Below are 25,655 nucleotides of genomic sequence, written 5' to 3'. Positions count from 1 at the left end.
TCTTCTATATTGTTTGACGTTTTGCCACAACAAACGGTTTATCATTCGAGCCTGCTAAGCGTTGGCCATCATTGATTGTGACGTCTTTATCCAGTATAACATTCTCAAGCACGACATTTTCACCGATTTTACTGTTCGTCATGATAATGGAGTTCTTGATGACAGCTCCTTTACCCACAGTAGCGCCGCGGTACAGAATGCTGTTCTCAATCGTGCCGTCTATCACACAGCCATTCGCTACGATAGAGTTCTTCACTGTACAGTCTTCTTTATATTTAGTTGGCGGCTGGTTGGAGATCTTAGTACGGACACGGCACTCCTGCATAAATATATCTTTGTAGATCACCGGATTCAGGATAGCCAGGTTGCTATGATAGAACGTCTTAAGTGAACTGATGTAGAACGAACGTGTATCGATATCATAGACTCTCACGTCCAGTTCACCTAACCGCTCCTGAATACCTTGAATAAAGAAGTTATCTTTATAATTCCCGATACAGAAATTCAGGATATCCATTAACTTCTCTTTCTTAATGATGTAGACACCCGTAAAAAGATGTGGATTACTTTGGTCATGATTCAGGAAAGTCACTCTGCCATTCTCTTCATTGATACGCTGCACCGGACTATGCATCTCCTGCAGCTCGTTTTCGACCTCACCGATCAATGTGATATCAGCATCAGTCTCCACATGATATTTGAAAGCGTCTTTATAGTTGACGTTCGCTATAAACTGGGAGCCGGAAATGATGACATCTGTTGCCTTAGAACGGCTGAAGAAATCGCGATTGTTATGGAAGTGTCTTAAATCCCCGCGAGAAATATCAGTCGGGTCATGCCAGTCTGGCGGCAGCACGAAAAGACGTGACTGTTTGTCGTTCAGTCCGAAGTTTTCTCCGTTTTCCAGATGGTCAAGCAGTGAGCGGTACTTCTGGTTGACAAACAATGCCAGTTCATCCACCCCGGAGTTCACCATATTGGAGATACTGAAGTCAATAAGGCGGTACCGACCAGCGAAAGGCACACTCGCACCGTTACGGAAGTAAGTCAGCTCCTCCAGAAAGTCATGTTCATTTTCCAAGTTAATTAAGCCCATTAAAGAACGCATCATTATTTACCTCCATTGATAAAGTCATCGATATTGTCAGGACCGACTACAATCGGTTCCGCTTCATTTGAACCGTCAATTGTGACGCCATCCGGAATCTTCAGGTCATGCATGATGATCGCTTTCTTGATGACGCAGTTTTCACCGACTTCAGTTCTCGGCTGAATAATAGCATCCTGAATCAGGCTCCCTTGTCCGATGGCAACTTCACTGAACAGTACAGAATGATTCACTTTACCGAAAATAAATGAACCCGGACAGATAAGTGAGTCCTTCAGCTCTGCTTCCGCACCGATATATTGAGGAGGCAGGTTCAGTTCGTGTGAATAGGTCGGCCACGTCTTACTGTTCAATAGCTGTGCGAGATCCTCTTCCAGTAAGTCCATGTTCGCTTCCCAGTACGACTGGATCGTCCCTACGTCCTTCCAGTAGCCATCAAATCGATAAGCGTAGAGCTGTTTGCCATTGTCGAGCATTTTAGGGATGATGTCATTACCAAAGTCATGCTCTGAATTCGGATTCTTTTCGTCTTCCACTAAGTACTCCCGAAGCAGTTTCCAGTTGAAGATATAAATCCCCATTGATGCAAGGTTGTTCTTTGGTACTGCCGGTTTTTCATCGAATTCATAGATTTTGTAGTCCTCTTCTGTATTCAGGATCCCGAAACGTGAGGCTTCTTCCAGTGGAACTTCAATAACTGAGATGGTAGCATCTGCATGCTTTTCCTTATGGAAGTCGAGCATGCGCTGATAATCCATCTGATAGATATGGTCACCTGACAGGATCAGCAGATATTCCGGATCATATTGGTCAATGAAGTGAATGTTCTTCGTGATGGCATCCGCTGTCCCTTCAAACCATGAGGCACCTTCCTGGTTGGCGAAGGGCGCCAGCACTGAAATCCCGCCTTCTTGACGGTCAAGGCCCCAAGGCTTACCCATGCCGATATGACGATTGAGAAGTAGCGGTGCATACTGAACCAGTACACCTACTGTCGAAATTTCTGAATTGGAAAGATTGCTCAGTGTAAAATCAATAATTCTGTACTTACCTCCGAAAGGCACAGCGGGTTTAGCGATATTCTTAGTCAGCTGTCCCAGTCGTGTGCCTTTCCCTCCTGCTAATAACATGCCTACTACTTCTGTACTCATCTGGATTCCCCCATTTTTTTGATTTGCGCCGTCTGCTGGTAAACTGATAGACCAAACGGTGGCAATTTCGTTCTGATAATATATTTATACCCTTGTTTCTCGCTCTTAACTGCAAAAAGCTCATCTGATACCAACTGATTGCTGCCACCGAATTCCTCTGCATCAGAGCTGAATATTTCTTTGTATCCTGCATCTTCAGGCACACCAATTTCAAAATCATAGTACACCTGTCCAGTCATATTGATGGCAATGATCAGTTCTTCGTCCTTACTCCGACGGATATAAGTAATGACAGACTGTTGACTGTTATCCGGGTCTATCCATTGATAGCCCTCCGGCTCAAAATCAGCGGCGAATAACGCCGGATGACTGAGATAGAAATGATTAAGGGCGCGGACATATTTCTGCATGCCATGATGATAAGGATATTTAAGAATAAACCAGTCAATCTGCTCTTTATCTTTCCACTCAGAATAGAGACCGAGCTCGCTCCCCATGAATAACAGCTTCTTACCCGGCTGCGTCATCTGATAGCCGTATAATGCGCGTAAATTGGCAAACTTCTGCCACTGGTCACCAGGCATTTTATCAAGCATCGATAATTTGCCATGGACGACTTCATCATGTGAAAACGGCAGAATATAGTTTTCGTTATAGCGATACATCATCGGGAAGGTCAGGTTCTGATGATGGTAGCGACGGGCTTCCTGCGGCAGTTCGAAATAATCAAGTGTGTCATGCATGAAGCCCAGATCCCATTTATAATTGAAGCCGAGTCCGCCTCTGTCGACTGGCGCTGTAATCATCGGCATATCAGAAGAATCTTCTGCCATCATAAGGGCATGCGGATGGTATTTAAAAACGACCGTGTTTAATTTCTGGATAAAAGCGACGCCTTCTTTATGAATACTGGTGCCATCTTCGTTATAGATTTTTGAGTCCGGCGTATGATTTTCAAAATTCAGGTCCGTCATACTGTGTACAGCGTCCACACGCAAGCCGTCCAGATGGAATTCTGTCAGCCAGTAGTTGGCATTGGAGATCAGGAAGCTCTGAATCTCCGGACGGCCATAATCAAACGTCAGCGTGCCCCAACCTTTTTTGTCGGCCCTTTTAGTATCCTGATGTTCATATAGCGGCCGGCCGTCAAACTGTCTGAGACCATGGTCGTCCTTGCAGAAATGCGCGGGTACCCAGTCCATGATGACACCGATGCCTGCCTGATGAAAGGTGTCAACTAAATACTTGAAGTCATCCGGTGTACCGTACCGTGAGGTCGGTGCGTAATAACCGGTCACCTGATAGCCCCATGATAGATCAAATGGATGCTCTGTCACCGGTAATATCTCGACGTGACTATAGCCCATCTCCTTGATGTATGGGACCATCTCCGCTGCCATCTCTCTATAGGTATAATAGGTCTTGTCTGTATAGTCATCTACACTGAGGTCGCCCTGCTCCACTTCATGTTTGCGCCAAGTGCCTAAATGCACCTCATATATATTAATAGGTGATTTAAAATGATCACTGCTCTCACGTCTTGCTATCCACTCGGCATCCTGCCACTGATAAGTAGAAGGGGCTTCGACGATGGAAGCGGTACGGGGTCTTCTTTGCGCATATCTTGCATAAGGATCCGCTTTTAGCAGCCGGCCTTTATCCGTATCAATGACATACTTATATGTGGTCCCCGGGGCTACCTTGAACGCCGCGCGCCACAATCCTGCCTCCGTCACCCGGGTGAGCGGGTAGTCAGCGCCGGTCCAGCTGTTCGCATCAAGCCCTAAGCTGACCTGGCGTGCGTGAGGCGCCCAGACTGTAAAGGTGGTCATTGCGCTTGCCTGGTCATAATGGGCACCCAGGAACTGATAGGATTCATAGTGCGTCCCTTGATGAAAAAGATATTGATCTAAGTCTGAAATAGGTTGCAACTTTATCATTTCCCCTCTGTCACTTTACTTCCATTATAGTCCATACCCTCTTTTAACAGCAAAATAAATGCGAAATTCTTTAATTAATTATGAATGTTACAAAAATTAAGACAATATCGTCTTTTTGACAGCATATCAGGAGAAAAAAACAGCTGAAATCCTTATAATGAAACTATTCCTAGCAGGAGGTTGTTAAATTTATGCGTGGTTATATCGACACTTTGACGACGATCTCTTTAAAATACGCGGACCCTGTCGAAGGACCCGCCTATCTGAGAAGTGATGTCGAGCTGTTACCCCTGGAAATCAAAACCGTCACCGCTGAGCACTATTTATTCACGGCAGCAAGTCCTATTGCACTCAACCGCACATGGTGGCTCGAGTTTTTAGACGTCCGCCTGCCGGTTGTCTCAGGTCAAGTCGTCCGAACGGCTGAATTTGACCAGCTTTATGCACGCCCGGATGATTACGGCGCCCTTTACACAAGTCAACATACGACCTTCAAGGTCTGGTCCCCTGTCGCCAGCAAGATGACACTATTCGTCAACCATGAACCCTATGCGATGAACTATGAGGGTGGCATCTGGTCCCTGACACTGACAGGCGATTACCTCGGTGCCGTTTATTTCTACGGCGTTGAAGTGAATCACGAATATCATGAAGTCGTCGATCCATACGCCAAAGGGCTGACGGTCAATTCCACTGCCGGCGTCGTCGTAGATCCGAACGCCGCACCGCCTGGATTCTCTCTTCATGCAAGACCTATTCTGCCTCCTGCAGATAGTATTATCTACGAAGTGCATGTGCGCGACTTCTCGATGCATCCGAACAGCGGCATCCCTGACGATCTAAAGGGGAAATTTGAGGCCATGACGCTGTCCGGAGCCACGACGAAACACGGCTATACGACCGGCTTTGATTATGTGAAATCACTCGGCATCACCCATATCGAACTGCTGCCTATCAATGATTTCGCCAAAGTGGATGACGTCCATTTTACGACGAGCTATAACTGGGGCTATGATCCGATGTATTTTCAGACACCTGATGGCAGCTTTTCTGTTGATCCTGCAGATCCGGTCAGAAGAATAATTGAACTGAAGTCTCTTGTTCAGCATTATCACGCAGCGCAGATGGGCGTCATCCTGGATGTTGTCTTTAATCATGTCTTCCATCAGCCTTCTTCTTCTTTTGAACGTCTTGTTCCGGGCTATTATTTCCGCTATTATCCTGACTTAACGCTCAGTAACGGGACGGGAGTCGGCAATGACTTCGCGAGCGAACGACAGATGGCCCGCCAGTTTATTCTCGACACATTGGTCTATTATGCGGAAAATTTTCAGGTGGATGGTTTCCGCTTTGATCTTATGGGCGTGATTGATGTCAAGACGATGCAGCAAGTTGAGGACCAGCTGACGGCCATCAATCCGAATATGCTCATTCTCGGAGAAGGCTGGCATCTCAATACCGCCCTCCCTGATGATCAGAAGACCACACATGACCAGGCCTACCTCGTGCCGCGCATTCATTTTTTCAACGATTACTTCAGGGACACATTAAAGGGGAATAACTTTGATATCGCTGACACCGGTTATATCAATGGTGGCGGACGTTTCAGGGAACGGGTTTTTAAACTCTTTCAAGGGGACTACGGGCTGCCGGTCGGTCAGACCATCAACTATACAGAGGTACATGATAATCATACATTGTTTGACCGCCTAAGCTATCCATCAAGACAGCATGCCGACAATGTGCTGAAACTCCATCAGATGACCACTATTTTCACCATTCTCAGCCAGGGGATTCCATTTATCCATGCCGGTCAGGAATTTTACAGAACGAAGTACGGGCATGGCAACACCTATAATTTAAGCGATTTCATCAATCGCATTGATTGGAACCGCCGCATGAAATACAATGAAGATATCGACATCATCAGAAAAGCCATTCATCTGAAGAAAACCTATGAAGTCTTTCATCTTCAGGATGCCTTATCGATTCAGACACGTATTATCGAAGTCAAGGCACCAGACCCTGTGCTCGGCATTCTTCTCTTTGACAAGGATGATGAGTTTATTCTTTTCTTCAATCCTACTGCCCTCAATCATACGATTGAACTGCCGAGACTAGGGGTATTTAATATAGAACTCAGTAATGCACATTCAACAGGTGAAGTCGCCGGATCGATCGCGTTAAAGCCTTTTGAATGTCTGGTACTTAGAAAAACATTAGACTAAGGAGCGTTCATTATGCCAACAAGACAGCAATGGGAAGAAAAATTATCACAAAGTTTAATCTCTGACTCTCAGTTCAACGTACTCTCTTCTGAACAGCAGGCTGAAGGGTTTGAAGGTGCACTTGCATTTGGTACAGCTGGGATCAGAGGGAAACTGGGTCTCGGGCCTAATCGTCTGAACCGTTTCACTGTGCAGAAAGTGGCACTCGGACTCAGTCAGTATCTCAACGAAATCTCCCAGGCCCCTACTGTCGTTATCGCTTACGATACACGTCACCTCTCACCGGAATTTTGTGATGAGATAGCTATCGTACTCGCTTCAAATGGGATTAAAGCTTATATCTATGACCGTTATCATACAACACCGGAACTCTCTTATTCTGTCCGCCATCTTCAGACAGATGCAGGTGTGATGATCACAGCAAGTCATAACCCGCCGGAATATAACGGTATCAAGATTTACGGACCAGACGGCGGTCAGCTTGCGCTTGAAGGTTCGCAGAAAGTCAGCCATTATATCAGCCAGATAGCAGATGAACTGAATATCGCAGTGAAAAGTAAAGAAGAGCTGCAAGAAGCGGGCCTGATTGTGTCTGTTCCCGAGGCAGTCGTCACGGATTACAAACAGGAGGTCATCCAGTTAATCGGTGACATGCCGAAGTCCGACCTGAAAGTGATCTTCTCAAGCCTGCATGGCACAAGTGTACCGATTGTACCTGAAATTCTTGATGCGGTCGGTTTTAAGAACTATGAGCTGGTTGAAGCGCAATGTCAGCCTGACGCTGATTTCACCAGTGTAAAATCGGCGAATCCTGAAGACCATGATGCATTCGATATGGCAGTCGAACTCGGCAGAGCAACAAAGGCCGATCTGCTGATTGCAACGGATCCAGATGCTGACCGTATGGGGGTCGTAGCGCTGCATAACGGCGACTACCATTACTTCAACGGCAATCAGCTCGGCAGTCTGCTTCTTGACTACCGCATCGGCCAGACAGAAGGGATGGCGGACCGGGCTGCCGTTAAATCGATTGTGACCAGTGAGCTCGGAAAAGTCATCGCAGAGCGCAACGGCGTCAGAATGTTTGATGTCCTGACCGGTTTCAAGTTCATCGCAGAAAAAATCGCGGAATTTGAAGCGCAGAACAGCTACCACTACATCTTCGGATACGAGGAAAGTTACGGTTATATGGCCAGTCCGTTCGTGCGTGACAAGGACGCAGTCCAGATTGTGCCGTTAATCATCAAGCTGGCCAGCGAACTGAAAAATGAAGGCAGAACCTTAGTCGATCAGATGAACGACCTCTACCGTGACTATGGTCACTATCAGGAGAAGCTCTTCGCCCATACTCTTGAGGGACAGAGCGGCAAAGAAAAGATCCAGAACATCATGACAGAAGCACGGGACAATGCCCCGAGCGAGATAGCCGGACTAAAAGTCATCGCAACAGAAGATTATCTCAAGCAGGAGCGCGTGGATGCGGACGGTGTGCATACTATTGACCTTCCTCAGGCCGATGTCCTTAAGTTCTTCTTTGAGGACGGCTGGATTGCTTTAAGACCTTCAGGTACTGAGCCCAAAATCAAACTATATGTCTCGCTCATTACTGATGACATTGATACCATTGCAGAAAAAATAAACCAGCTGTTTTTCAGCTGAGCAAAGAAGCACTTGACCATCGGGTCAAGTGCTTTTTAAATGCCGCTGAAGAAATTGAGCCAGCTGATATGGCGTGTGAACATCATATACAGGACGATGAGTACGAGTAGTAACAAGTTCATCTTAAAGATATCCACTTCAAATTTATGGTCGTGATGATAGGAGATGAAGAGTCGCGTCGGAATACTGAGCACCACTAGAAATGTCAGGATTTCTAACGCGTGATTATAAGGCAATGACAACAGCTTAAAGCCGAGCTGGATGAAACCGAAGACACAGACCAATGTGTAATAGCTCAATATATCTACAAAAACCTTATAGATGGTAATATTGGCGTTGATTGAAATCAGCTGAGTGAAGAATGTGAAAATAATGAGTACAAGTGTAAAGACAAGTCCGGATAAGGCATACTGCAGTCCTTCCTGCCAGTCAAACTGCTCACCGACCGCACCGACGAAAAAGAGGATGACAATATAGAGCAGGAGATTCAGCAGGGCCCAGAGGAAATATCTGCCGCTCGTCTGATCATCTGCGACAATCTGGGGTCTGGACAACGTATATTTAAGAAAACTCTGAAATGACTCTATTTTATACTCAAACTCTGCTGCAGGTCTGATCACTAATGCCTTCAGGCTGGATTTCTTGTCCGGCAGCTGATTAAACTGTCTTACCCTTTTCGCGGGCGTGGTGTCCTTAATAAAGGAATTGATGTGATCCCATTTTTTGCTCATATGTCACCTCCAAAAAACGACTCGTTTATTGTAGTATACAACAAACGAGTCGTTTCAGGGTTAAAGATTATCACGGAAATCCACTAACGTCGCGATATCCTCTTCTTTTATTCTTTTTAAATCAGCGGCAACTTTGATCAGTGAATCAAAATCGCTCAATGTATAGTAGGGATAACCCGCTGCTGCCAGGCGCTCCTGCCCCTTGTTAAGCTGATAGCTGAAAATCGCGACAATACCCAGTACTTCCGCGCCGTGTTCTTTAAGTGCATCTGCTGCATCAATTGCAGAACCCCCTGTTGAAATCAGATCTTCGATGACAACCACCTTCTGACCCGGTTTGACAAGTCCTTCAATCTGATTCCCTTTACCATGCTTCTTGCTTGATGAACGGACATAGCTCATCGGCAGCGCCATTTTCTGTGCCACGAATGCCGCATGAGGAATCCCGGCAGTAGCGGTGCCTGCGATGACTTCTACATCAGAGAAATGTTCTTTAATGAGTGTGACGAGTCCTTCAGCTACTTCATCACGCACTTCCGGATAAGACATCGTCAGACGGTTGTCACAGTAGATAGGACTCTTGATACCGGATGCCCATGTGAACGGTTCGTCCGGACTCAGTGACACTGCTTCAATTTCAAGTAAACGTTTTGCAATCTCTTCCTTTAACATCCTTGTTCCCACGCTTTCTTAATAGAATGATATTTCGCAACCGGATCACTCGCCTGTGTGATTGAGCGACCGACCACAATATGGGTCGACCCATTCTGACGGGCAAATTCAGGCGTTGCGATTCTGACTTGATCACCTTGTGCATCTTCCAGCGTCCGAATACCCGGCGTCACTTTCAGGAACGCTTCACCTAACGCATCACGTATTAAAGCACTTTCATTTGCTGAGCAGACGACTCCCGCAAGTCCGGCATCGCGCGTCACGCGTGCATAGTTTACAATACTGTCGTTAATGCTTCCCGGAATACCCTGCTCCTGATTCATCATCTCTTCTGACGTACTTGTCAGCTGAGTGACGGCGATAAGCTGTGCCTGACTGCCGCCTTGCTGCAGGCCGTCCAGTGCCGCTCTCATCATCTTACTGCCACCTGCCGCATGCACGTTGATCATCTGGATATCCAGTCCGGCAAGGCCTCTCATCGCCTGGCCCACCGTGTTCGGGATATCATGCAGCTTCAGGTCGAGGAAGATATCATGCCCGAGGTCACGGACTTCCTTGACAATTGCGGGCCCGTTCTGCAGATAGAGTTCCATACCAATCTTGACAAAAAGCCGTTCATCAAAGGGCTTCAGGAAAGTCAGTACTTCTGTCATATCTTTAAAGTCTAATGCGATAATGGGATCCGTGTTCATTTTTTTACCCCCAGAATATTGAGTGTTCGTCCTTTAAGCTCATGTATATGCTGGACGCCAAGTGTGTCCAGCAGGCTCGGCAGTTCATCAATGATCTCCTGACAGACCGTCGGATTCTGGAAGTTCGCGGTCCCGACAGCCACCGCATCTGCCCCGACAGAAATATAGTCAATCACGTCCTGCGCTGAAGTCACGCCGCCCATTGCGATGATAGGAATATCCAGATGCTGACGGACTTCGTAGACCATGCGCATAGCGACCGGCTTAATAGCCGGACCACTTAAGCCGCCGATCGTATTGGCGATAATCGGTGCGCCTGTTCTGCTGTTCAGCTGCAGACCTACGAGCGTATTGATCATCGTCAAGCCGTCGCAGTGAGGCGCTACAGCCTGAGCCATCTGGACGATGTTTGTGACATTCGGTGATAGTTTGACGTATACCGGAACGCTCGACACTTCTTTTACTCGATGTGTCAGACGTGCAGCTGTCACGGGGTCAGTACCGAACTGAATGCCGCCTTCCTTGACATTCGGACACGAGATGTTCAGTTCAAGCGCATGAACATTCGGGGCCTTTGAGATATGTTCTGCGACATAGACATAATCTTCCTCAGTAGAACCTGCTACATTTGCGATGATCGGTGTCGTGAATTGTTCAAGCCACTTGAGTTCGTGGTCCATAATATGATGGACCCCCGGATTCTGCAGGCCGATCGCATTGATCATACCGCTCGATGTCTCAGCTACACGCGGTGTCGGATTACCGAAGCGCTGCTCTTTGGTCGCCGCTTTGATCATGATAGCCCCTAAGTTATTTAAATCCATGAACCGGGCATATTCCTGACCGAAGGCGAAACAGCCGGATGCCGGCATCACCGGATTCTTTAAGTCGAGGCCAGGCAGTTTTACGTTCAGTCTCATAGTTCCAGTTCTCCTTTCTTAAAGACCGGTCCATCGGTACAGATCTTGACGTAGCCATGTTCATTGTCGGCCTTGCAGACACAGGCATAACATGCCCCGATGCCGCAGCCCATCCGTTCTTCAAGTGATACGTAACCTTCAGTATCCGGCAGTGCCGCCTGAATCGCCTTGATCATGACGATGGGACCACAAGTGTAGAACGTATCATATGTTTGCGGCAGATTGCGTATCACATCTGTTACAAAGCCCTGTGTGCCGTAACTGCCGTCCGCTGTCGCGATATGTGTCTCGCCGAGTGCTTCAAACTTGTCCGCATAGAAGATATCTTCCTGAGAATTGAAGCCCAGCACATGAATCGTTCTGATGCCTCTGCTATTCAGCTGTTTGGAGAGTTCATACAGAGGTGGCACACCAATTCCTCCACCGATCAATAGCGCTGTCTCTTTCGCTGCTGCCACCGGGAAACCGTTGCCGAGAGGTGCTAGAATATCGATTGCGTCACCTGCTTTAGCTTTAGCCAGAGCTTTTGTCCCTTTACCATCTGCACGGTAAAGACAGGTCAGTGTTGCCTTCTCGCGGTCCACCTCACAGATAGAGATCGGTCTTCTGAGCATAAACTCAGAAGAATCTCCGACTCTGATGTGAACAAACTGTCCAGGTGTCTGCATGTTACGCGTGATCTCACCTTGCATCACCAGTTCATAAATATTTCGTGCAATCAGATTGTGACTGACAACCGTCATTTTTTCCTGCATGATATCCTCCTACATCTGATTCATATTAAATGTCATGCTTTCAATGACATCGATTAAGGCACGTGCTGTATCCAAAGATGTCAGACATGGAACACCGTTATCCACTGATTCACGTCTGATCTGGAAACCATCCCGCTCAAACTGCTTCCCTTTTGTCATCGTATTGATGACGAGCTGTACACGACCATCCTTGATGACATCCAGCAAGTTCAGCTCATCACCGATCTTGCTGACTTCAACAACCGGAATACCCGCTTCTGTTAAAGCTTGCGCTGTGCCTTTTGTCGCCATGATGCGGTAACCGACATTATGCAGACGTTTAACAAGTTCAGTCACTTCTGCCTTATCTTTATCTGCGACTGTCACCAGTGCTGTACCATGATCCTTGACCTGCAGTCCGCTGGCAACCAGGCCTTTATAAAGGGCTTTCTCTAATGTGACATCTTTACCCATGACTTCCCCGGTAGATTTCATCTCCGGACCCAGCGTAATATCGACGTTCTTAAGTTTGCTGAAGCTGAAGACCGGCGCTTTAACGAAGACCCCTTCTTTGAAAGGGACGAGACCATTTGAGTAGCCTTTGTCAGTCAGTTTCTCACCTAACACGGCCTTCATTGCCAGGTTCGCCATCGGAACTTCTGTGATCTTACTTAAGAAAGGTACGGTCCGGCTTGAACGCGGGTTCACTTCCAGGACATAGACTTTGTCGTCCGCAATAACGAACTGGATATTGAGCAGACCGATGATTTCTAAGCCGCGCGCCAGACGTTCTGTGTAGTCTGCCAGTGTAGCAATATGTTCCTGTGATAAGCTCTGCGGCGGATAAACAGCGATTGAGTCCCCTGAGTGAACACCCGCCCGTTCAATATGTTCCATAATACCTGGAATGACGACCGTTTCACCGTCACAGATGGCATCAACCTCGATTTCCTTCCCGGTCAGATAACGGTCAATCAGCACCGGATGTTCAGGACTTGCTTTCACTGCCTGCGTCATATAGCTGGTCAGTTCCTGCTCATCGTAGACGATTTCCATGGCGCGGCCACCCAGAACGTATGAAGGGCGAACCAGTACGGGATAACCGATATAGTTAGCGTTGGCTACAGCCTCCTCCACTGAAGTGGCTGTTTTACCGAGCGGCTGCGGGATCCCGATCTCCTGCATCAGCGCTTCAAATTCCTTGCGGTCTTCCGCTCTGTCCAGGTTTTCCAGGGAAGTCCCTAATATCTTAACGCCGTACTTTTCAATCTTATCCGCCAGGTTGATAGCGGTCTGGCCGCCGAACTGGACGACAACCCCTTCCGGCTGCTCAAGATTGATGATGTTCATCACTTCTTCTTCCGTCAGCGGTTCGAAGTACAGTTTATCCGAGATGGAGAAGTCTGTTGATACGGTTTCAGGGTTGTTATTGATGATGATGGCCTCGTAACCGGCCTCACGAATCGCCCATACCGCGTGGACCGTAGCATAGTCAAACTCAACCCCTTGACCGATACGGATCGGACCGGACCCGAGCACAATGACTTTCTTCTTATCAGACACGACTGATTCGTTTTCTGTTTCATAAGTGCCGTAGAAGTAAGGTGTGTTTGACTCAAACTCAGAGGCACAAGTATCGACCATCTTATAGACCGGTAGAATCTGATGCTGTTGTCTTAAGTCATAGACTTCCCGTTCTGACATATTCCAGCGGTGAGCAATCACGCGGTCACTGAAACCATATTTTTTGGCCCAGATCAGGTGATCAATATCTCCCGGATGTTCCTTTAAATCATGTTCAATATCGATGATGTGCTGCATTTTATTCAGGAAGAAGAGATCGATTTTAGTCAACTCATGAATATGTTCAGGTGTCACGCCACGACGCAGTGCTTCACCAATGAAGAACAGACGTTCATCATCCTGCTCCAGAATACGTTGCTCGATGAAATCCAGCTCAAACTCTTCACCATTAGGTAGACCGAGGTGATGCACTCCGTATTCAAGTGAGCGAATCGCTTTCAGTAATGATTCTTCGTATGTGCGCCCGATTGCCATCACTTCGCCTGTCGCTTTCATCTGTGTGCCGAGGACCCGCTCACCTTTCTCAAACTTATCGAACGGGAACCGCGGAATTTTAGAGACGACATAGTCGAGTGCCGGTTCAAATGCTGCATAGCTTGTCCCTGTAACAGGGTTTAACATCTCATCAAGTGACAGACCGACTGCAATCTTCGCAGCAAGTTTAGCAATCGGATAGCCTGTCGCCTTAGAAGCAAGCGCAGAAGAACGTGATACCCGTGGATTGACCTCAATGATGTAATAATTATAGGAATGCGGGTCAAGCGCTAACTGAACGTTACAGCCGCCTTCAATCTCAAGTGCACGGATGATTTTCAGCGAAACGTCACGCAGCATGTGGTATTCTCTGTCTGATAATGTCTGAGACGGTGCCACAACGATTGAGTCCCCTGTATGAATGCCGACCGGATCGATGTTCTCCATGTTACAGACGACGATTGCGTTGTCATTGGAGTCACGCATGACCTCATATTCTATCTCCTTGAACCCTGCGATAGATTTTTCAATCAGACACTGAGTCACCGGTGAGTATTTCAGACCGTTCGTCACGATTTCAATCAGTTCCTGTTCATCATGACAGATACCGCCGCCAGTTCCCCCCATCGTGAATGCAGGGCGTACAATCACCGGATAGCCGATGTCATTCGCAAAATCAACGGCTCCTTGCACATCGTTGACGATATCACTTTCAGGTACCGGTTCGCCGAGTTCATTCATCAGGCTGCGGAATAGGTCGCGGTCTTCTGCCTGTTCGATGGATGACAGTTTCGTGCCGAGCAACGTCACGTTATTCTCTTCCAGGATACCTGCCTCGTGCAGCTGGACCGCCATATTCAGTCCAGTCTGACCACCGAGTGTCGGCAGCAATGCGTCCGGCTGCTCTTTACGGATGATGCGCGCCACAAAATCAAGGGTCAACGGCTCGATATAGACTTTGTCCGCTATCTCGGTATCCGTCATGATGGTCGCCGGGTTAGAGTTGACGAGGATCACGCGATAGCCTTCTTCGCGTAGCGCAAGACAGGCTTGAGTCCCTGCATAGTCGAATTCTGCTGCCTGCCCGATAATAATCGGACCTGAACCGATTACGAGTATAGTCTTAATATCATTACGTTTAGCCATTCATGACACTCCCTTTATTTTCGTTCATCATCTGAATAAAATCATCGAATAAGTAGTTTGGATCGTGTGGCCCTGGACTTGCTTCAGGGTGATATTGCACTGAGAATGCCGGCAGTTCTTTATGGCGCAGACCTTCGACAGTGCCGTCGTTCAGTGCAACGTGTGTGATTACTAGATCTGTATCCTTCACTGTTTCAGGGTCTACTGAGTAGCCATGGTTCTGAGATGTGATCTCAATTTTACCGGTCGCCAGGTTCTTGACCGGATGATTCGCACCGCGGTGACCGAATTTCATCTTGAATGTAGAGGCACCGCATGCAAGGGCAAAGAGCTGATGACCGAGGCAGATGCCGAAGAATGGTATTTTACCGAGAATGCTATTGATCATCTGGATGCCCTCCTGCACGACTTCCGGATTACCTGGTCCGTTAGACAGCATCACGCCGTCCGGACGTAAACGCAGGATCTCTTCTGCTGTTGTATTCCAGGGCATGACTGTGACATCACAGCCGCGTAAATTCAGCTCACGGACAATATTCTCTTTTTTGCCGAAGTCAATCAGCACAACGCGTAAGTCGTTACCTGTTGAGACATAGGCGGTCTTTGTAGAAACTTGCGCAACTTCATCCGTCGGAAATTCAGCTGTTTTTAATCTTTCAATAGTCGCTTCTACATCCGCTTCCTCATTAACAAATGCTGCTTTAAGTACACCGTGCTGGCGGATAATGCGTGTCAGTTTACGTGTATCAACACCATCAATCCCCGGAATATCATAATTTTTCAGTGTCTCATCAAGTGAAGCCATATTACGGAAGTTGCTTGGCAGTTCACACGCCTCACGCACGACCATCCCTTTTAATGAAGGATTCAACGTCTCATAGTCATCACGGTTGATACCGTAATTACCGATTAACGGATAGGTGAAAGTGATGATCTGTCCTGTATAGGAAGGATCAGACAGTGTTTCCTGATAACCTGTCATCGCTGTATTAAAAACGATTTCCCCTTCTGTCTCCTTCTCACTGCCGAAACGATAGCCTTTAAAAATCGTGCCGTCTTCCAGTACTAAAAATCTTTGTTTACGCATGTTGCCCCTCCTGATAAGCGATTTTCCCTTCTGCCAGTGTCAAAGTCACATTACCGAAGACTTTTTCTCCGATAAAGGGTGTGTTTGAACTCTTTGATAAGAAGTCTTCTGCTTTAATCTCATACTCTTCATCTAAATTAATAACAGCAATATCTGCCGGTTCTCCAACTGCGAGCCTACCATAGGGCAGTTTAAAGACATCTGCCGGTTTTGTTGTCAAATATTCAACGAGCTGTGCAAGCGTCCAGTCACCGTCTTTAACAAATCTTGTGTAAAGTAACGGGAAAGCTGTCTCGCTGCCGACAATGCCGAACGGTGCTTTGACCATCGGCTGATTTTTTTCTTCTGCCGCGTGTGGTGCATGGTCTGTCGCGATGAAATCGATTGTGCCGTCTAATAGTGCTTCAATCAATGCTTCCTGATCCTCTTTAGAACGCAGCGGTGGATTCATCTTGAGGATCGCATCATCTTCAGTGATGGCATTCTCGTTCAGCAGCAGATGATGCGGTGTGACTTCAGCTGTTACGTTGATGCCTGCTTTCTTTGCATCGCGAATCGCTCTGATGCTCTCTCTACTTGAAACATGACAGACATGATAGTGGCAGCCTGCTGCTTCAGCGAGCAGAACGTCACGCGCAATCTGGACAGCCTCACATATAGAAGGGATTCCAGGAATCCCGAGCTTCTCTGATACTGTACCTTCATGCATAGCGCCGCCGTAAATCAGTGAGTTATCCTCGCAGTGGGCCACAATCGCCATGTCGAGCTTCGCTGCCTGCTGCATGGCCTCGTACATCACAGAAGCAGTCTGGACACCGACGCCGTCATCAGTGAATGCAAATGCGCCGTGCTCTTTCAGTGCCTTAAAGTCCACCAGCTTCTCGCCCAGCTGACGCTCTGTGATAGAGGCATAGGGCAGCACGCGCACCACTGCATTGTCCTGAATCGTTTTATTCAGTCGGTCTAGGTTTTCCACTGTATCAGGAACCGGACGTGTATTCGGCATCGGGCAGACCGTCGTGAATCCTCCGCGGGCTGCTGCTTTTGTGCCTGTCTCGATCGTCTCCTTGTGCTCACCGCCGGGCTCACGTAAATGGACGTGTACATCGATGAATCCTGCTGACACAAACTGGCCGTTTAAGTCAATGATTTCACTATTATAAACATTTAAGTGTTCGCCGATTTCTGAAATTTTACCGTCCTCTATTCTGATGTCCCTTTCAACAAGCTGGCCGTTCTCTAAAATCTGTCCGCCTCGCAGTAATGTACTCATTCTATTTCTCTCCCTTTTTCAGAATATGACTTAAAATACTCATTCTTGTATAGACGCCATTTTCCATCTGTCTGAAGATCCGTGATTTACTTGCTTCCACTAACTGTGATTCAATCTCCACTCCGCGGTTGACAGGTGCCGGATGCATGACAATTGCCGTATCCTTCATTCTGTTGTAACGCTCACCAGTCAGACCGAACTCATGGTGATAATGGGCTTCCTCAAACGTCTTGCCGCCGTTATGCCGTTCGTGCTGGACACGAAGGAGCATACAGACATCCAGTTCTTCTATCACGTCATCAATCTTGACGTACTCTGCATCAATCGTTTTGTCCTGCCAGTAGTCCGGAGCAGCAAAGCGTACTTTCGCACCGAGTCTTGTCAGTGCCTCCTGATTGCTGCGTGCGACACGTGAGTTCAGGATATCACCGCAGATCAGTACGTTCAGTCCTTCAAAAGTACCGTACTCTTCGTAGATAGTCATCAAGTCCAGCAGACACTGACTCGGATGCTGACCGCTGCCATCCCCACCATTGACGACTGGTATACCGAGATTGACGAGTTCTTTATAGTACTCGTTCTCAGGATGGCGAATAACCAGGACATCGACGCCGATACTTTCCAGTGTCTTTGCTGTATCATAAAGTGTTTCACCTTTTGTGACAGATGAAGTTGACGTCTCAAACGGAATGACATCCAGCCCGAGTTTACGCTCAGCCATCTCAAATGAACATTTAGTTCGGGTCGAGTTCTCAAAGAAAAGATTAGCGGCATAGCCCGCGAAACGTTCGACTTCACCTGCTTTGATACGCTGTGCCTGAGTGATGATTGACATGATTTCTTCATTAGAGAGATGTGCGATTGATAAGAAGTTATCCATTATATCCGCTCCTATTCGTGTACTTTTGCTTCAGGTAAGATCAGGTTCAGCAGGATGCCTGCCAGCGCGGCAAGCGCCATACCTTCAATGTTCAGATGAATGTTCTGTACCGTGAAATCAATGTGTGCTTTACCGATACCGAGTACTAAAATAACAGATGCGATGATCAGATTGCGTTTATCACCGAAATCGACTTTTGACTCAACGAGCATCCGTAAGCCGCTTGCTGCAATGATACCGAAGAGCAGGATGGATACACCGCCCATGACAGGTGTGGGAATGCTGGAGACCAGCGCAGTGAACTTGCCGACGAAGCCCAGAATAAGAGCAAGGACAGCTGCCCCGCCGATGACCCAGATACTGTAGATTCTGGTGATGGCCAGCACGCCGATATTCTCACCGTACGTCGTGCTCGGTGGACCGCCGATCAATGCAGCGACCATAGTTGAGATGCCGTCTCCCATCAAACTGCGGTGCAGTCCGGGATTTCTGAAGAAGTTGCGGCCGACAATCTTATTGATGACCACTTGATGACCAATGTGCTCACTCACTGTGACAAAGACAATCGGTATCATGACCATGATGAGTACCCAGTCAAATGTCGGTGTGTAATCGCGGTAAGGCATATAAATATCAGGCAGCTGCAGCCAGTGTGCTTTAGCAATGCCAGAAAAATCTACCACCCCGAGCACCACGGCTGTCATATAACCTGTGATGATGCCCATCAGAATCGGAATGATGGAGAAGAAACCTTTTGCAAATATATTGAACGCAATCACTGTCAGTAAAGTGACGCCTGCAATAATGAGATACTTGCCGTTGTAGCCGGTCGCTGCACCACTATCTGTGTACATCGCCATATTGACTGCAACCGGTGCCAGGCCAAGTCCGATGACCATAATGACCGGACCTACGACGACCGGCGGCAGCAGTTTCAGCAGCCAGTCAGTGCCGCTCAGTTTAATCAGGAAGCCGATAATGACATACATCAGCCCTGACATAAAGAGGGCGACAAGCATTTCTCCGAGCTCATGCGTCTTTAAGCCGACAATGATCGGCGTGATAAAAGCAAAACTTGAGCCGAGGTAAGCAGGTATCTGGCCTTTCGTGATCAAGATGTACAGCAGCGTGCCGAGACCTGATGCAATCAAGGCAGCTGAGACAGGCAGGCCCGTCAAATAAGGGACGAGGACTGTCGCACCGAACATCGCGAATAAGTGCTGTGAACTGAGCAGCAGCCATTCACTTTTTTTCGGTTTTTCATGAACATCATAAATCGGTTCCACTGTTCTGTCGTAAATCTCTTCATTCATCTGCATGTATATTCTCCTTTTAAAAAAAGCCTCTTTGCGTACGCAAAGAGGCTTAAGTTTTCACTTAATCACCCTTTGCCGGTCTCTCGTACCGATTTAAAAGAGTTATTTAATATAGACTTGTGTTTTTTCGTCCACTTCATCAAGCATGACGATGATTTCTTCACTGAGCGCCGTCGGAATGTTCTTGCCGATGAAGTCCGCACGAATCGGCAGCTCACGGTGTCCCCTGTCGACCAGCGTCGCCAGACTGATGCGGTTCGGACGCACGTGGTCCAGGATGGCGTCCAGGGAAGCACGCACTGTGCGGCCTGTATAAAGGACATCATCCACAATGACCACATGTTTGCCATTCAGATCCGCATCAATCTCAAAGGCCTGGACATCTGTATCTACCCGGTCCGTCACATCGTCCCGGTATTTAGTGACATCAAGCACACCTGTAGGCACAGTGATCCCTTCAATCCGTTCAATCTTCGCCTGAATACGTTCAGCGAGGAAGACGCCGCGTGTACGGATACCGAGCAGCACCAGATTCTGTGTGCCCTTGTTATTCTCCAGGATCTCATGCGCTATACGCGTCAGAGTCCGGTCAATCGCCTTGTCGTCAAGTACAATCCGCTGTTTCATCATAACCCTCCTAAAAAACCTCACGTCAAATAGACGTGAGGTTATCCTGCTCAACGCCTTATGAGCCTCTCTGGACTCAGTTAAAAGCAACGTGATTAAGTTATATTCATCTTACCATAATGCAGATTGATGTCAAATGCAAGTTTTACCCTTTAAAGGCGACGTCATCAAAAACGGTTTGTTATTTGCGCAGTTTACGGATCAGTTCGACGAAATACTCCGGTAGTTCTGCAGAACGCTCAATGTATTCATCCGTTACAGGATGATTGAAGCCGATGACGCCAGCATGCAGCGCCTGGCCTCCTATATCCAATGTCTTCTTCGGACCATATTTCGGGTCACCGACGAGTGGATAGCCGATATGCTTCATATGCACACGGATCTGATGGGTACGGCCTGTTTCAAGCTGACATTCAACCAATGAGTATTTATCAAATGTCTCCAGTACATTGAAATGGGTCACTGCTGGCTTACCATCATCTTGCACGGACATCTCCTGGCGGTCACGCGGATTTCTGCCGATCGGCGCATCAATCGTACCGAACTCATGAGGAATCACGCCATGAACGAGCGCTGTATATTTACGGGTCACTGTTTTATCAACCAGCTGCTCGACTAAACCGCGATGGGCAATATCATTCTTCGCAATCATCAGTAATCCGGATGTATCTTTGTCGATACGGTGGACGATGCCCGGACGGATTTCGCCGTTGATGCCGGACAAGTCCTTGATGGCATACATCAGACCATTGACCAGCGTGCCGTTCGGATGACCCGGTGCCGGATGAACCACCATTCCTTTCGGCTTATAGACAATCGCGACATCTTTGTCTTCATAGTAGATCTCAATTCCAAGGTCTTCAGCGACAAGATCGACTTCTTCAACTGGTTTTTCGGTCACCACAATTTCATCGTCCATCCGCAGTTTATAGTTCGCCTTGACGGGCTTATTATTGACGACGACTAAACCATTCTTGATCCAGTCCTGAATCTGATTACGTGACCAGTCACTGTTTGAGTCTGTCAGATATTTGTCAATACGCTGACCGACCTCTTCTTCCTGTACTTCAAAATTAAATGTTTGCATGCTTTTTCTCCTTACTATCATTCATTAAAATCTCATAAATCAGTACGATGACGCCCAAAGTCAGACAGGCATCTGCGACATTGAATATCGGGAAATCGTAGTTGATGATCTTCGTATCAATAAAGTCGACGACATTCCCTCTGAATAAGCGGTCGATGAAGTTGCCGACAGCACCCGCGAAAATAAGCGTCAGCCCCAGCTGCATCACGGGCTTGAACGGTGCCTCAGTTCTGTAGAAATAAATGATGGCCATCAGCACGACAAGCGTGATGATGTAGAAGAAGACCATCTGATTCTGCAGCATGCCCCACGCTGCACCGTAATTACGATGGGAAGTAATCTCTAAGATATCACCGATGACAGATACGGAGTCACCAATATTCATCGTCTTGACAATAATCCATTTTGTCAGCTGATCAGCTGCCATAAGAAAAAGAGCAAGCGGCAGCATCAGATGCAGATTATATTTTCTATTCATGTTTTCACTCCAATCTCAATTATTCTACCATAGATTGATGAAACCGTCTTATAATTATAAAGTTTACATAATATATTTAAAGTAATAATTTTATTTTACAATAAAAGTCTTTTAGTGTAAAATAATTACAAAAGAGTCGGAGGACAATAATGTATAGAACTTACCGTGTTTCCTTATTCGATGTGATCATGCACGCTCTGTCATTTGAACTTATGCTGATTGCGCTGTTCAGCGGTTTCCCTGCTACTCCTTCTAAATTAATAGGACTGACCGGTTGTCTCTTCATGGCTGTTGCTATGAGGAAGATAAGCTACTTGATGTCTGCAGGTTTTATATTGGTTTGTCTCTTCTTCATCTACCAGCTTCTCTCTTAATACAGCCTGAACAGCAATTAAAAACGCCGCATCCCGAGGATGCGGCGTTTCTCTTATTCAGCGACCACCGCTGCACAGCGTGGGCAGAGATGCTCATCGTTCAGTTCAGTTGAGTAGTTCCAGCAGCGTTCGCATTTTTCGCCTTCCGCCTTCTCTACCAGGACATTTGCTGATACATAATCGGTTCCGGCTTTCTTGTCTGTCAGGACCGCTTGTGAGGTAATAAACAGCTGATGAAGATTGTCCATTGACTCTAAAATAGCTCTGTCTTCAGCATTTTCAACGTAGACCGTCACTTTTGCTTCCAGTGACTTACCGATTGTTTTCTCTGTACGTGCTTCTTCCAGCGCTTTCAGGACATCATCACGGATCGTCAGGAAGCGTTCCCATTTCTCGACTAATTGACTGTCAACTTCATGCGTCTCCGGCATATCCGTCAAATGAACACTTTCTTCAGTAACGTGCGGTGTATGTCCCCAGATCTCTTCAGCCGTGTGCGGGATAACCGGTGCCAGCACTTTTGTCAGTGAGACTAAGATTTCATAGAGGACGGTCTGCATGCTGCGGCGGATAGGTGCATCCTCTGCTTCGATATAAAGAATGTCCTTACCGTAGTCCAGGTAGAAATTGCTGAGTTCAACATTGATGAAGTTCTGCAATTCCTGATAGATGAAGAGATAATCGTTATTTTCGTAATGCTTGTGTGCATGACCGACAAAATCATACAGACGGTTCAGCATATAGCGGTCAACTTCAGCTAAATCTTCATAAGCAACCGCATTTTTAGGATCGAAATCGTTGACGTTACCGAGTAAGAAACGGAACGTGTTACGGATTTTACGATAAACTTCAGAAACCTGCTTCAGAATATCATCTGAAATACGTACATCTGCCAGGTAATCCACTGACATCACCCACAGGCGGATGATATCTGCACCCATCTGTTTAACAACTTTCTCAGGCAGGATCGTGTTGCCGAGAGACTTACTCATCTTACGGCCTTGACCATCCATGACGAAACCATGAGACAGCAATTTCTTGTAAGGTGACTGACCGCGTGTCGCCACCGCTGTTGTAATAGAAGAGTTGAACCAGCCGCGGTACTGGTCAGAGCCTTCAAAGTAGAGGTCTGCCGGGAATGATAGTTCTTCGCGCGCTTCTAATACACCGCGGTGTGAAGAACCTGAGTCAAACCAGACATCCATGATATCTGTCTCTTTCGTGAACTCGCCATTCGGGCTGCCGGCATGAGTGAAACCTTCCGGTAACAAGTCTTTTGCTTCTCGTTCATACCAGACGTTCGAACCGTGCTCTTCAACCAGTGTCGCGACGTGTTCAATGACAGCCTCGTCCATGATGATATCGCCATTCTCCGCATAGAAGACAGGGAGCGGAACGCCCCATGCACGCTGACGGGAGATCACCCAGTCACCCCGGTCACGGATCATGTTATAGATGCGGGTTTTACCCCAGTCGACTTTGAATTCTGTCTCTTCGATGGCGTCCAGGATATCCTGACGCACTTTATTGATAGACGCAAACCACTGCGGTGTCGCACGGAAAATAACCGGTTTCTTCGTACGCCAGTCATGAGGATAGGAGTGAGTGAAGAACTCAAGTTTTAAGAGCGCACCCACTTCTGTCAGCTTCTCAGTGATCAGTTTATTGGCCTTATCATAGTAGATGCCTTCATATTCACCTGCTTCTGCTGTGAAGACCCCTTTATCGTCGAGTGGAGAAATCACAGGCAGGTCATATTTCTGTGCCACAATAAAGTCATCTTCCCCGTGACCTGGTGCGGTATGAACACATCCTGTACCGGCATCAGTTGTGACATGGTCGCCGAGAATGACGAGTGACTCACGGTCGATGAACGGATGCTGCGTCGTAATGTATTCAAGATCTGTCCCTTTGAATTCCTTCTCGATGACAACGGCATCTTTGTCCCAGCCTACTTTTTCACATACGGAGTCAAGCAGCGCCTGAGCAACGATATAAGAGGATTCATCTACTTTGACCTGCACATAATTCAGTGCTGGATTCACAGCGATGGCAACGTTAGACGGGATTGTCCACGGTGTTGTTGTCCAGATGACGAACTTAACGCCCGCATCGACTTTACCTTGACCATCCTTCGTGTCAAAAGCAACATAGATAGAAGGCGATACTTTATCCTGATATTCAATTTCTGCTTCTGCTAGAGAAGATTCACTTGAAGGAGACCAGTAGACGGGTTTTTTCCCTTTGTAGATATAGCCCTTTTTAACCATATCACCGAAAAGACGAATCTGTTCCGCTTCGAATTTCTCCTGCAGCGTGATGTAAGGCTTATCCCAGTCCCCGTTGACACCCAGTCTCTTAAAGTCTGCTTTTTGCAGCTCGACCTGCTCCAGCGCAAACTGTTTACACAGTTCACGGAATTCTGCGACAGACATTTCTTTACGGTTCACACCTTTTTTAGTGAGTGCCTGTTCAATCGGCAGACCGTGTGTATCCCAGCCCGGGACATACGGCGCGTTGAAGCCTGTCATTGCCTTATAGCGCGTGATAAAGTCTTTGATCACTTTATTCAGCGCATGACCCATATGAATCTGGCCGTTCGCATAAGGAGGCCCGTCATGCAGAATATAAGTCGGTTTGCCGGCATTCTTCTCCAGGATTTTATGATATAAATCCTGTTCATTCCATTTTTCCTGAATCTGTGGTTCTTTGTTCGGTAAGCCGCCGCGCATCGGAAAGTCGGTCTTAGGCATCAGTAATGTCTCTTTATAATCCATCATATCATCTCCATTTTAGTAATAAAAAACACCAGAAGTGCAGGGACGGATCAATCCGCGGTACCACCCTGCTTAACTCCTGGAGTTCACTCATTAACATATTTAATTAAGGACAAAGTGATCCGTACTCGTCTCATATACTGACCTTGCACCATCGTCAGTTCGCTGGAAGATATGAGGACACGAGCACCGTCTTCATCAATATTAATCTTATTCTACCTTATTATCAGGTGTTTGTTCAATAGGTTTAGTCTCTAAATCGTAGTTGAGCAGATAATCCCAGTCCTCGTTCTGCAGTAAATCAAGCTGAGCCTGCACAAGCATCTGGAAACGGGCGCGGAATATCTTTGACTGCCGCTTCATATCCTCAGTCTGGAATGCAATCTCCCGTGCCTTCTGCATCGCATCGTTGACCAGCATATCAGCATGATTCTGGGCGTCCTTGATGATGACATCTGCCTGCATGCCTGCTGAAGCCTTGATCTCATCGCCTGCACGCTGAGCCACGACCAGCGCCTCGCCTATCGTATTCTCGACAGCGCGGAAACGGCTGATGTTCTCATCTTTATCATCTATGATACGCTGCAGCATTGCTTTTTCCTCGCGCAGTTTCTCAAGTTCATCACTGAGTTCACGTAAATAATCTCTGACTTCATTCTCATTCAGTCCTTTGTGAACGATATTAAACTGTTTCATCTCGATATCTCTTGGCATGTA

The 25,655-nt window shown here is 47.2% G+C and carries 21 protein-coding genes; 3 read left to right on the top strand and 18 right to left on the bottom strand.

Translation table 11 applies throughout. The annotated features are described in order from the left end of the window. Window positions 1-4: 4 nt before the first annotated feature. The 3 genes from glgD to glgB are packed head-to-tail and all read right to left on the bottom strand — an operon-like array spanning window position 5 to window position 4,199. Window positions 5-1,111, bottom strand: a complete 1,107-nt coding sequence (gene glgD / locus QSV55_RS04685; protein WP_289650891.1) for a glucose-1-phosphate adenylyltransferase subunit GlgD — start codon at window positions 1,109-1,111, stop codon at window positions 5-7. Continuing rightward, entirely contained in the window at window positions 1,111-2,259 is a 1,149-nt protein-coding gene (locus tag QSV55_RS04680) for a glucose-1-phosphate adenylyltransferase (RefSeq protein WP_289650890.1), read from the bottom strand. Before QSV55_RS04680 ends, glgD begins: the two co-directional genes overlap by 1 nt. After that, a complete protein-coding gene (gene glgB, locus QSV55_RS04675; RefSeq protein ID WP_289650889.1) occupies window positions 2,256-4,199 on the bottom strand; it encodes a 1,4-alpha-glucan branching protein GlgB in 1,944 nt (647 codons plus the stop codon). Before glgB ends, QSV55_RS04680 begins: the two co-directional genes overlap by 4 nt. 191 nt (window positions 4,200-4,390) lie before the next feature. Between glgB and pulA the strand changes: the two genes are divergently transcribed. Both pulA and QSV55_RS04665 read left to right on the top strand, forming a co-directional pair. Continuing rightward, window positions 4,391-6,427 carry a type I pullulanase gene (pulA, locus tag QSV55_RS04670; protein ID WP_289650888.1) on the top strand — a complete coding sequence of 679 codons (2,037 nt, stop codon included), beginning with the start codon at window positions 4,391-4,393 and terminating at the stop codon, window positions 6,425-6,427. Window positions 6,428-6,439: 12 nt separating this feature from the next. After that, window positions 6,440-8,086, top strand: a complete 1,647-nt coding sequence (locus QSV55_RS04665) for a phospho-sugar mutase (protein WP_289650887.1) — start codon at window positions 6,440-6,442, stop codon at window positions 8,084-8,086. Between the two features lie 35 nt (window positions 8,087-8,121). Here QSV55_RS04665 and QSV55_RS04660 read toward each other — a convergent pair whose 3' ends face one another. The 13 genes from QSV55_RS04660 to lspA form a co-directional block, all read right to left on the bottom strand. Beyond that, window positions 8,122-8,817, bottom strand: coding sequence for a hypothetical protein (locus QSV55_RS04660; RefSeq protein ID WP_289650886.1), 696 nt, complete (start codon window positions 8,815-8,817; stop codon window positions 8,122-8,124). A 60-nt stretch (window positions 8,818-8,877) separates the two neighbouring features. Continuing rightward, window positions 8,878-9,489 (bottom strand): orotate phosphoribosyltransferase, encoded by a 612-nt coding sequence (pyrE, locus tag QSV55_RS04655; RefSeq protein WP_133451240.1) that lies wholly within the window; start codon window positions 9,487-9,489, stop codon window positions 8,878-8,880. Beyond that, window positions 9,483-10,181: an orotidine-5'-phosphate decarboxylase gene (gene pyrF, locus QSV55_RS04650; protein ID WP_289650885.1), complete on the bottom strand. Its 699-nt coding sequence runs from the start codon at window positions 10,179-10,181 to the stop codon at window positions 9,483-9,485. Before pyrF ends, pyrE begins: the two co-directional genes overlap by 7 nt. Then, on the bottom strand, window positions 10,178-11,101 hold the full coding sequence (locus QSV55_RS04645; RefSeq protein ID WP_289650884.1) for a dihydroorotate dehydrogenase: 924 nt from the start codon (window positions 11,099-11,101) through the stop codon (window positions 10,178-10,180). Before QSV55_RS04645 ends, pyrF begins: the two co-directional genes overlap by 4 nt. Continuing rightward, on the bottom strand, window positions 11,098-11,856 hold the full coding sequence (locus QSV55_RS04640) for a dihydroorotate dehydrogenase electron transfer subunit (RefSeq protein ID WP_289650883.1): 759 nt from the start codon (window positions 11,854-11,856) through the stop codon (window positions 11,098-11,100). Before QSV55_RS04640 ends, QSV55_RS04645 begins: the two co-directional genes overlap by 4 nt. Window positions 11,857-11,865: 9 nt before the next feature. Beyond that, window positions 11,866-15,039 (bottom strand): carbamoyl-phosphate synthase large subunit, encoded by a 3,174-nt coding sequence (gene carB, locus QSV55_RS04635; protein WP_289650882.1) that lies wholly within the window; start codon window positions 15,037-15,039, stop codon window positions 11,866-11,868. Beyond that, window positions 15,032-16,126 carry a glutamine-hydrolyzing carbamoyl-phosphate synthase small subunit gene (gene carA, locus QSV55_RS04630; protein WP_289650881.1) on the bottom strand — a complete coding sequence of 365 codons (1,095 nt, stop codon included), beginning with the start codon at window positions 16,124-16,126 and terminating at the stop codon, window positions 15,032-15,034. The genes carB and carA overlap by 8 nt, the downstream gene beginning before the upstream one ends. After that, on the bottom strand, window positions 16,119-17,399 hold the full coding sequence (locus QSV55_RS04625) for a dihydroorotase (protein WP_289650880.1): 1,281 nt from the start codon (window positions 17,397-17,399) through the stop codon (window positions 16,119-16,121). Before QSV55_RS04625 ends, carA begins: the two co-directional genes overlap by 8 nt. A gap of 1 nt (window position 17,400) precedes the next feature. After that, entirely contained in the window at window positions 17,401-18,279 is an 879-nt protein-coding gene (locus tag QSV55_RS04620; RefSeq protein WP_289650879.1) for an aspartate carbamoyltransferase catalytic subunit, read from the bottom strand. 11 nt (window positions 18,280-18,290) lie between these two features. After that, a complete protein-coding gene (locus tag QSV55_RS04615; protein WP_289650878.1) occupies window positions 18,291-19,598 on the bottom strand; it encodes a uracil-xanthine permease family protein in 1,308 nt (435 codons plus the stop codon). Window positions 19,599-19,697: 99 nt separating this feature from the next. Then, the gene (pyrR, locus tag QSV55_RS04610) at window positions 19,698-20,222 is read right to left on the bottom strand and encodes a bifunctional pyr operon transcriptional regulator/uracil phosphoribosyltransferase PyrR (protein ID WP_133451231.1); all 525 of its coding nucleotides are present in this window, start codon (window positions 20,220-20,222) and stop codon (window positions 19,698-19,700) included. A gap of 181 nt (window positions 20,223-20,403) precedes the next feature. Continuing rightward, complete coding sequence (locus tag QSV55_RS04605; RefSeq protein WP_289650877.1) at window positions 20,404-21,309, bottom strand: RluA family pseudouridine synthase; 906 nt, start codon at window positions 21,307-21,309, stop codon at window positions 20,404-20,406. Beyond that, window positions 21,296-21,787 (bottom strand): signal peptidase II, encoded by a 492-nt coding sequence (lspA, locus tag QSV55_RS04600; protein ID WP_133451229.1) that lies wholly within the window; start codon window positions 21,785-21,787, stop codon window positions 21,296-21,298. The genes QSV55_RS04605 and lspA overlap by 14 nt, the downstream gene beginning before the upstream one ends. Before the next feature lie 149 nt (window positions 21,788-21,936). Between lspA and QSV55_RS04595 the strand changes: the two genes are divergently transcribed. After that, window positions 21,937-22,161 (top strand): hypothetical protein, encoded by a 225-nt coding sequence (locus QSV55_RS04595; protein ID WP_289650876.1) that lies wholly within the window; start codon window positions 21,937-21,939, stop codon window positions 22,159-22,161. Window positions 22,162-22,214: 53 nt separating this feature from the next. Here QSV55_RS04595 and ileS read toward each other — a convergent pair whose 3' ends face one another. Further along, a complete protein-coding gene (gene ileS / locus QSV55_RS04590; RefSeq protein ID WP_289650875.1) occupies window positions 22,215-24,938 on the bottom strand; it encodes an isoleucine--tRNA ligase in 2,724 nt (907 codons plus the stop codon). Between the two features lie 210 nt (window positions 24,939-25,148). Continuing rightward, the gene (locus QSV55_RS04585) at window positions 25,149-25,652 is read right to left on the bottom strand and encodes a DivIVA domain-containing protein (protein ID WP_279512550.1); all 504 of its coding nucleotides are present in this window, start codon (window positions 25,650-25,652) and stop codon (window positions 25,149-25,151) included. Window positions 25,653-25,655: the final 3 nt, after the last annotated feature.

It is taken from the genome of Macrococcus bovicus (genome assembly GCF_030376725.1).
In the GTDB taxonomy this organism is placed as follows: domain Bacteria; phylum Bacillota; class Bacilli; order Staphylococcales; family Staphylococcaceae; genus Macrococcus; species Macrococcus bovicus.
This window is presented reverse-complemented; position numbering and strand designations above follow the sequence as displayed.

Bases quoted from the DNA above. Each gene is read 5' to 3' on its own strand.
- carA (WP_289650881.1), bottom strand. From the start codon at position 16,126: ATGCGTAAACAAAGATTTTTAGTACTGGAAGACGGCACGATTTTTAAA.
- pyrF (WP_289650885.1), bottom strand. From the start codon at position 10,181: ATGAACACGGATCCCATTATCGCATTAGACTTTAAAGATATGACAGAA.
- QSV55_RS04625 (WP_289650880.1), bottom strand. From the start codon at position 17,399: ATGAGTACATTACTGCGAGGCGGACAGATTTTAGAGAACGGCCAGCTT.
- QSV55_RS04595 (WP_289650876.1), top strand. From the start codon at position 21,937: ATGTATAGAACTTACCGTGTTTCCTTATTCGATGTGATCATGCACGCT.
- QSV55_RS04620 (WP_289650879.1), bottom strand. From the start codon at position 18,279: ATGGATAACTTCTTATCAATCGCACATCTCTCTAATGAAGAAATCATG.
- pyrE (WP_133451240.1), bottom strand. From the start codon at position 9,489: ATGTTAAAGGAAGAGATTGCAAAACGTTTACTTGAAATTGAAGCAGTG.
- QSV55_RS04585 (WP_279512550.1), bottom strand. From the start codon at position 25,652: ATGCCAAGAGATATCGAGATGAAACAGTTTAATATCGTTCACAAAGGA.
- carB (WP_289650882.1), bottom strand. From the start codon at position 15,039: ATGGCTAAACGTAATGATATTAAGACTATACTCGTAATCGGTTCAGGT.
- pyrR (WP_133451231.1), bottom strand. From the start codon at position 20,222: ATGAAACAGCGGATTGTACTTGACGACAAGGCGATTGACCGGACTCTG.
- QSV55_RS04660 (WP_289650886.1), bottom strand. From the start codon at position 8,817: ATGAGCAAAAAATGGGATCACATCAATTCCTTTATTAAGGACACCACG.
- pulA (WP_289650888.1), top strand. From the start codon at position 4,391: ATGCGTGGTTATATCGACACTTTGACGACGATCTCTTTAAAATACGCG.
- QSV55_RS04665 (WP_289650887.1), top strand. From the start codon at position 6,440: ATGCCAACAAGACAGCAATGGGAAGAAAAATTATCACAAAGTTTAATC.
- lspA (WP_133451229.1), bottom strand. From the start codon at position 21,787: ATGAATAGAAAATATAATCTGCATCTGATGCTGCCGCTTGCTCTTTTT.
- QSV55_RS04680 (WP_289650890.1), bottom strand. From the start codon at position 2,259: ATGAGTACAGAAGTAGTAGGCATGTTATTAGCAGGAGGGAAAGGCACA.
- QSV55_RS04640 (WP_289650883.1), bottom strand. From the start codon at position 11,856: ATGCAGGAAAAAATGACGGTTGTCAGTCACAATCTGATTGCACGAAAT.
- QSV55_RS04615 (WP_289650878.1), bottom strand. From the start codon at position 19,598: ATGCAGATGAATGAAGAGATTTACGACAGAACAGTGGAACCGATTTAT.
- glgD (WP_289650891.1), bottom strand. From the start codon at position 1,111: ATGATGCGTTCTTTAATGGGCTTAATTAACTTGGAAAATGAACATGAC.
- QSV55_RS04645 (WP_289650884.1), bottom strand. From the start codon at position 11,101: ATGAGACTGAACGTAAAACTGCCTGGCCTCGACTTAAAGAATCCGGTG.
- glgB (WP_289650889.1), bottom strand. From the start codon at position 4,199: ATGATAAAGTTGCAACCTATTTCAGACTTAGATCAATATCTTTTTCAT.
- QSV55_RS04605 (WP_289650877.1), bottom strand. From the start codon at position 21,309: ATGCAAACATTTAATTTTGAAGTACAGGAAGAAGAGGTCGGTCAGCGT.
- ileS (WP_289650875.1), bottom strand. From the start codon at position 24,938: ATGGATTATAAAGAGACATTACTGATGCCTAAGACCGACTTTCCGATG.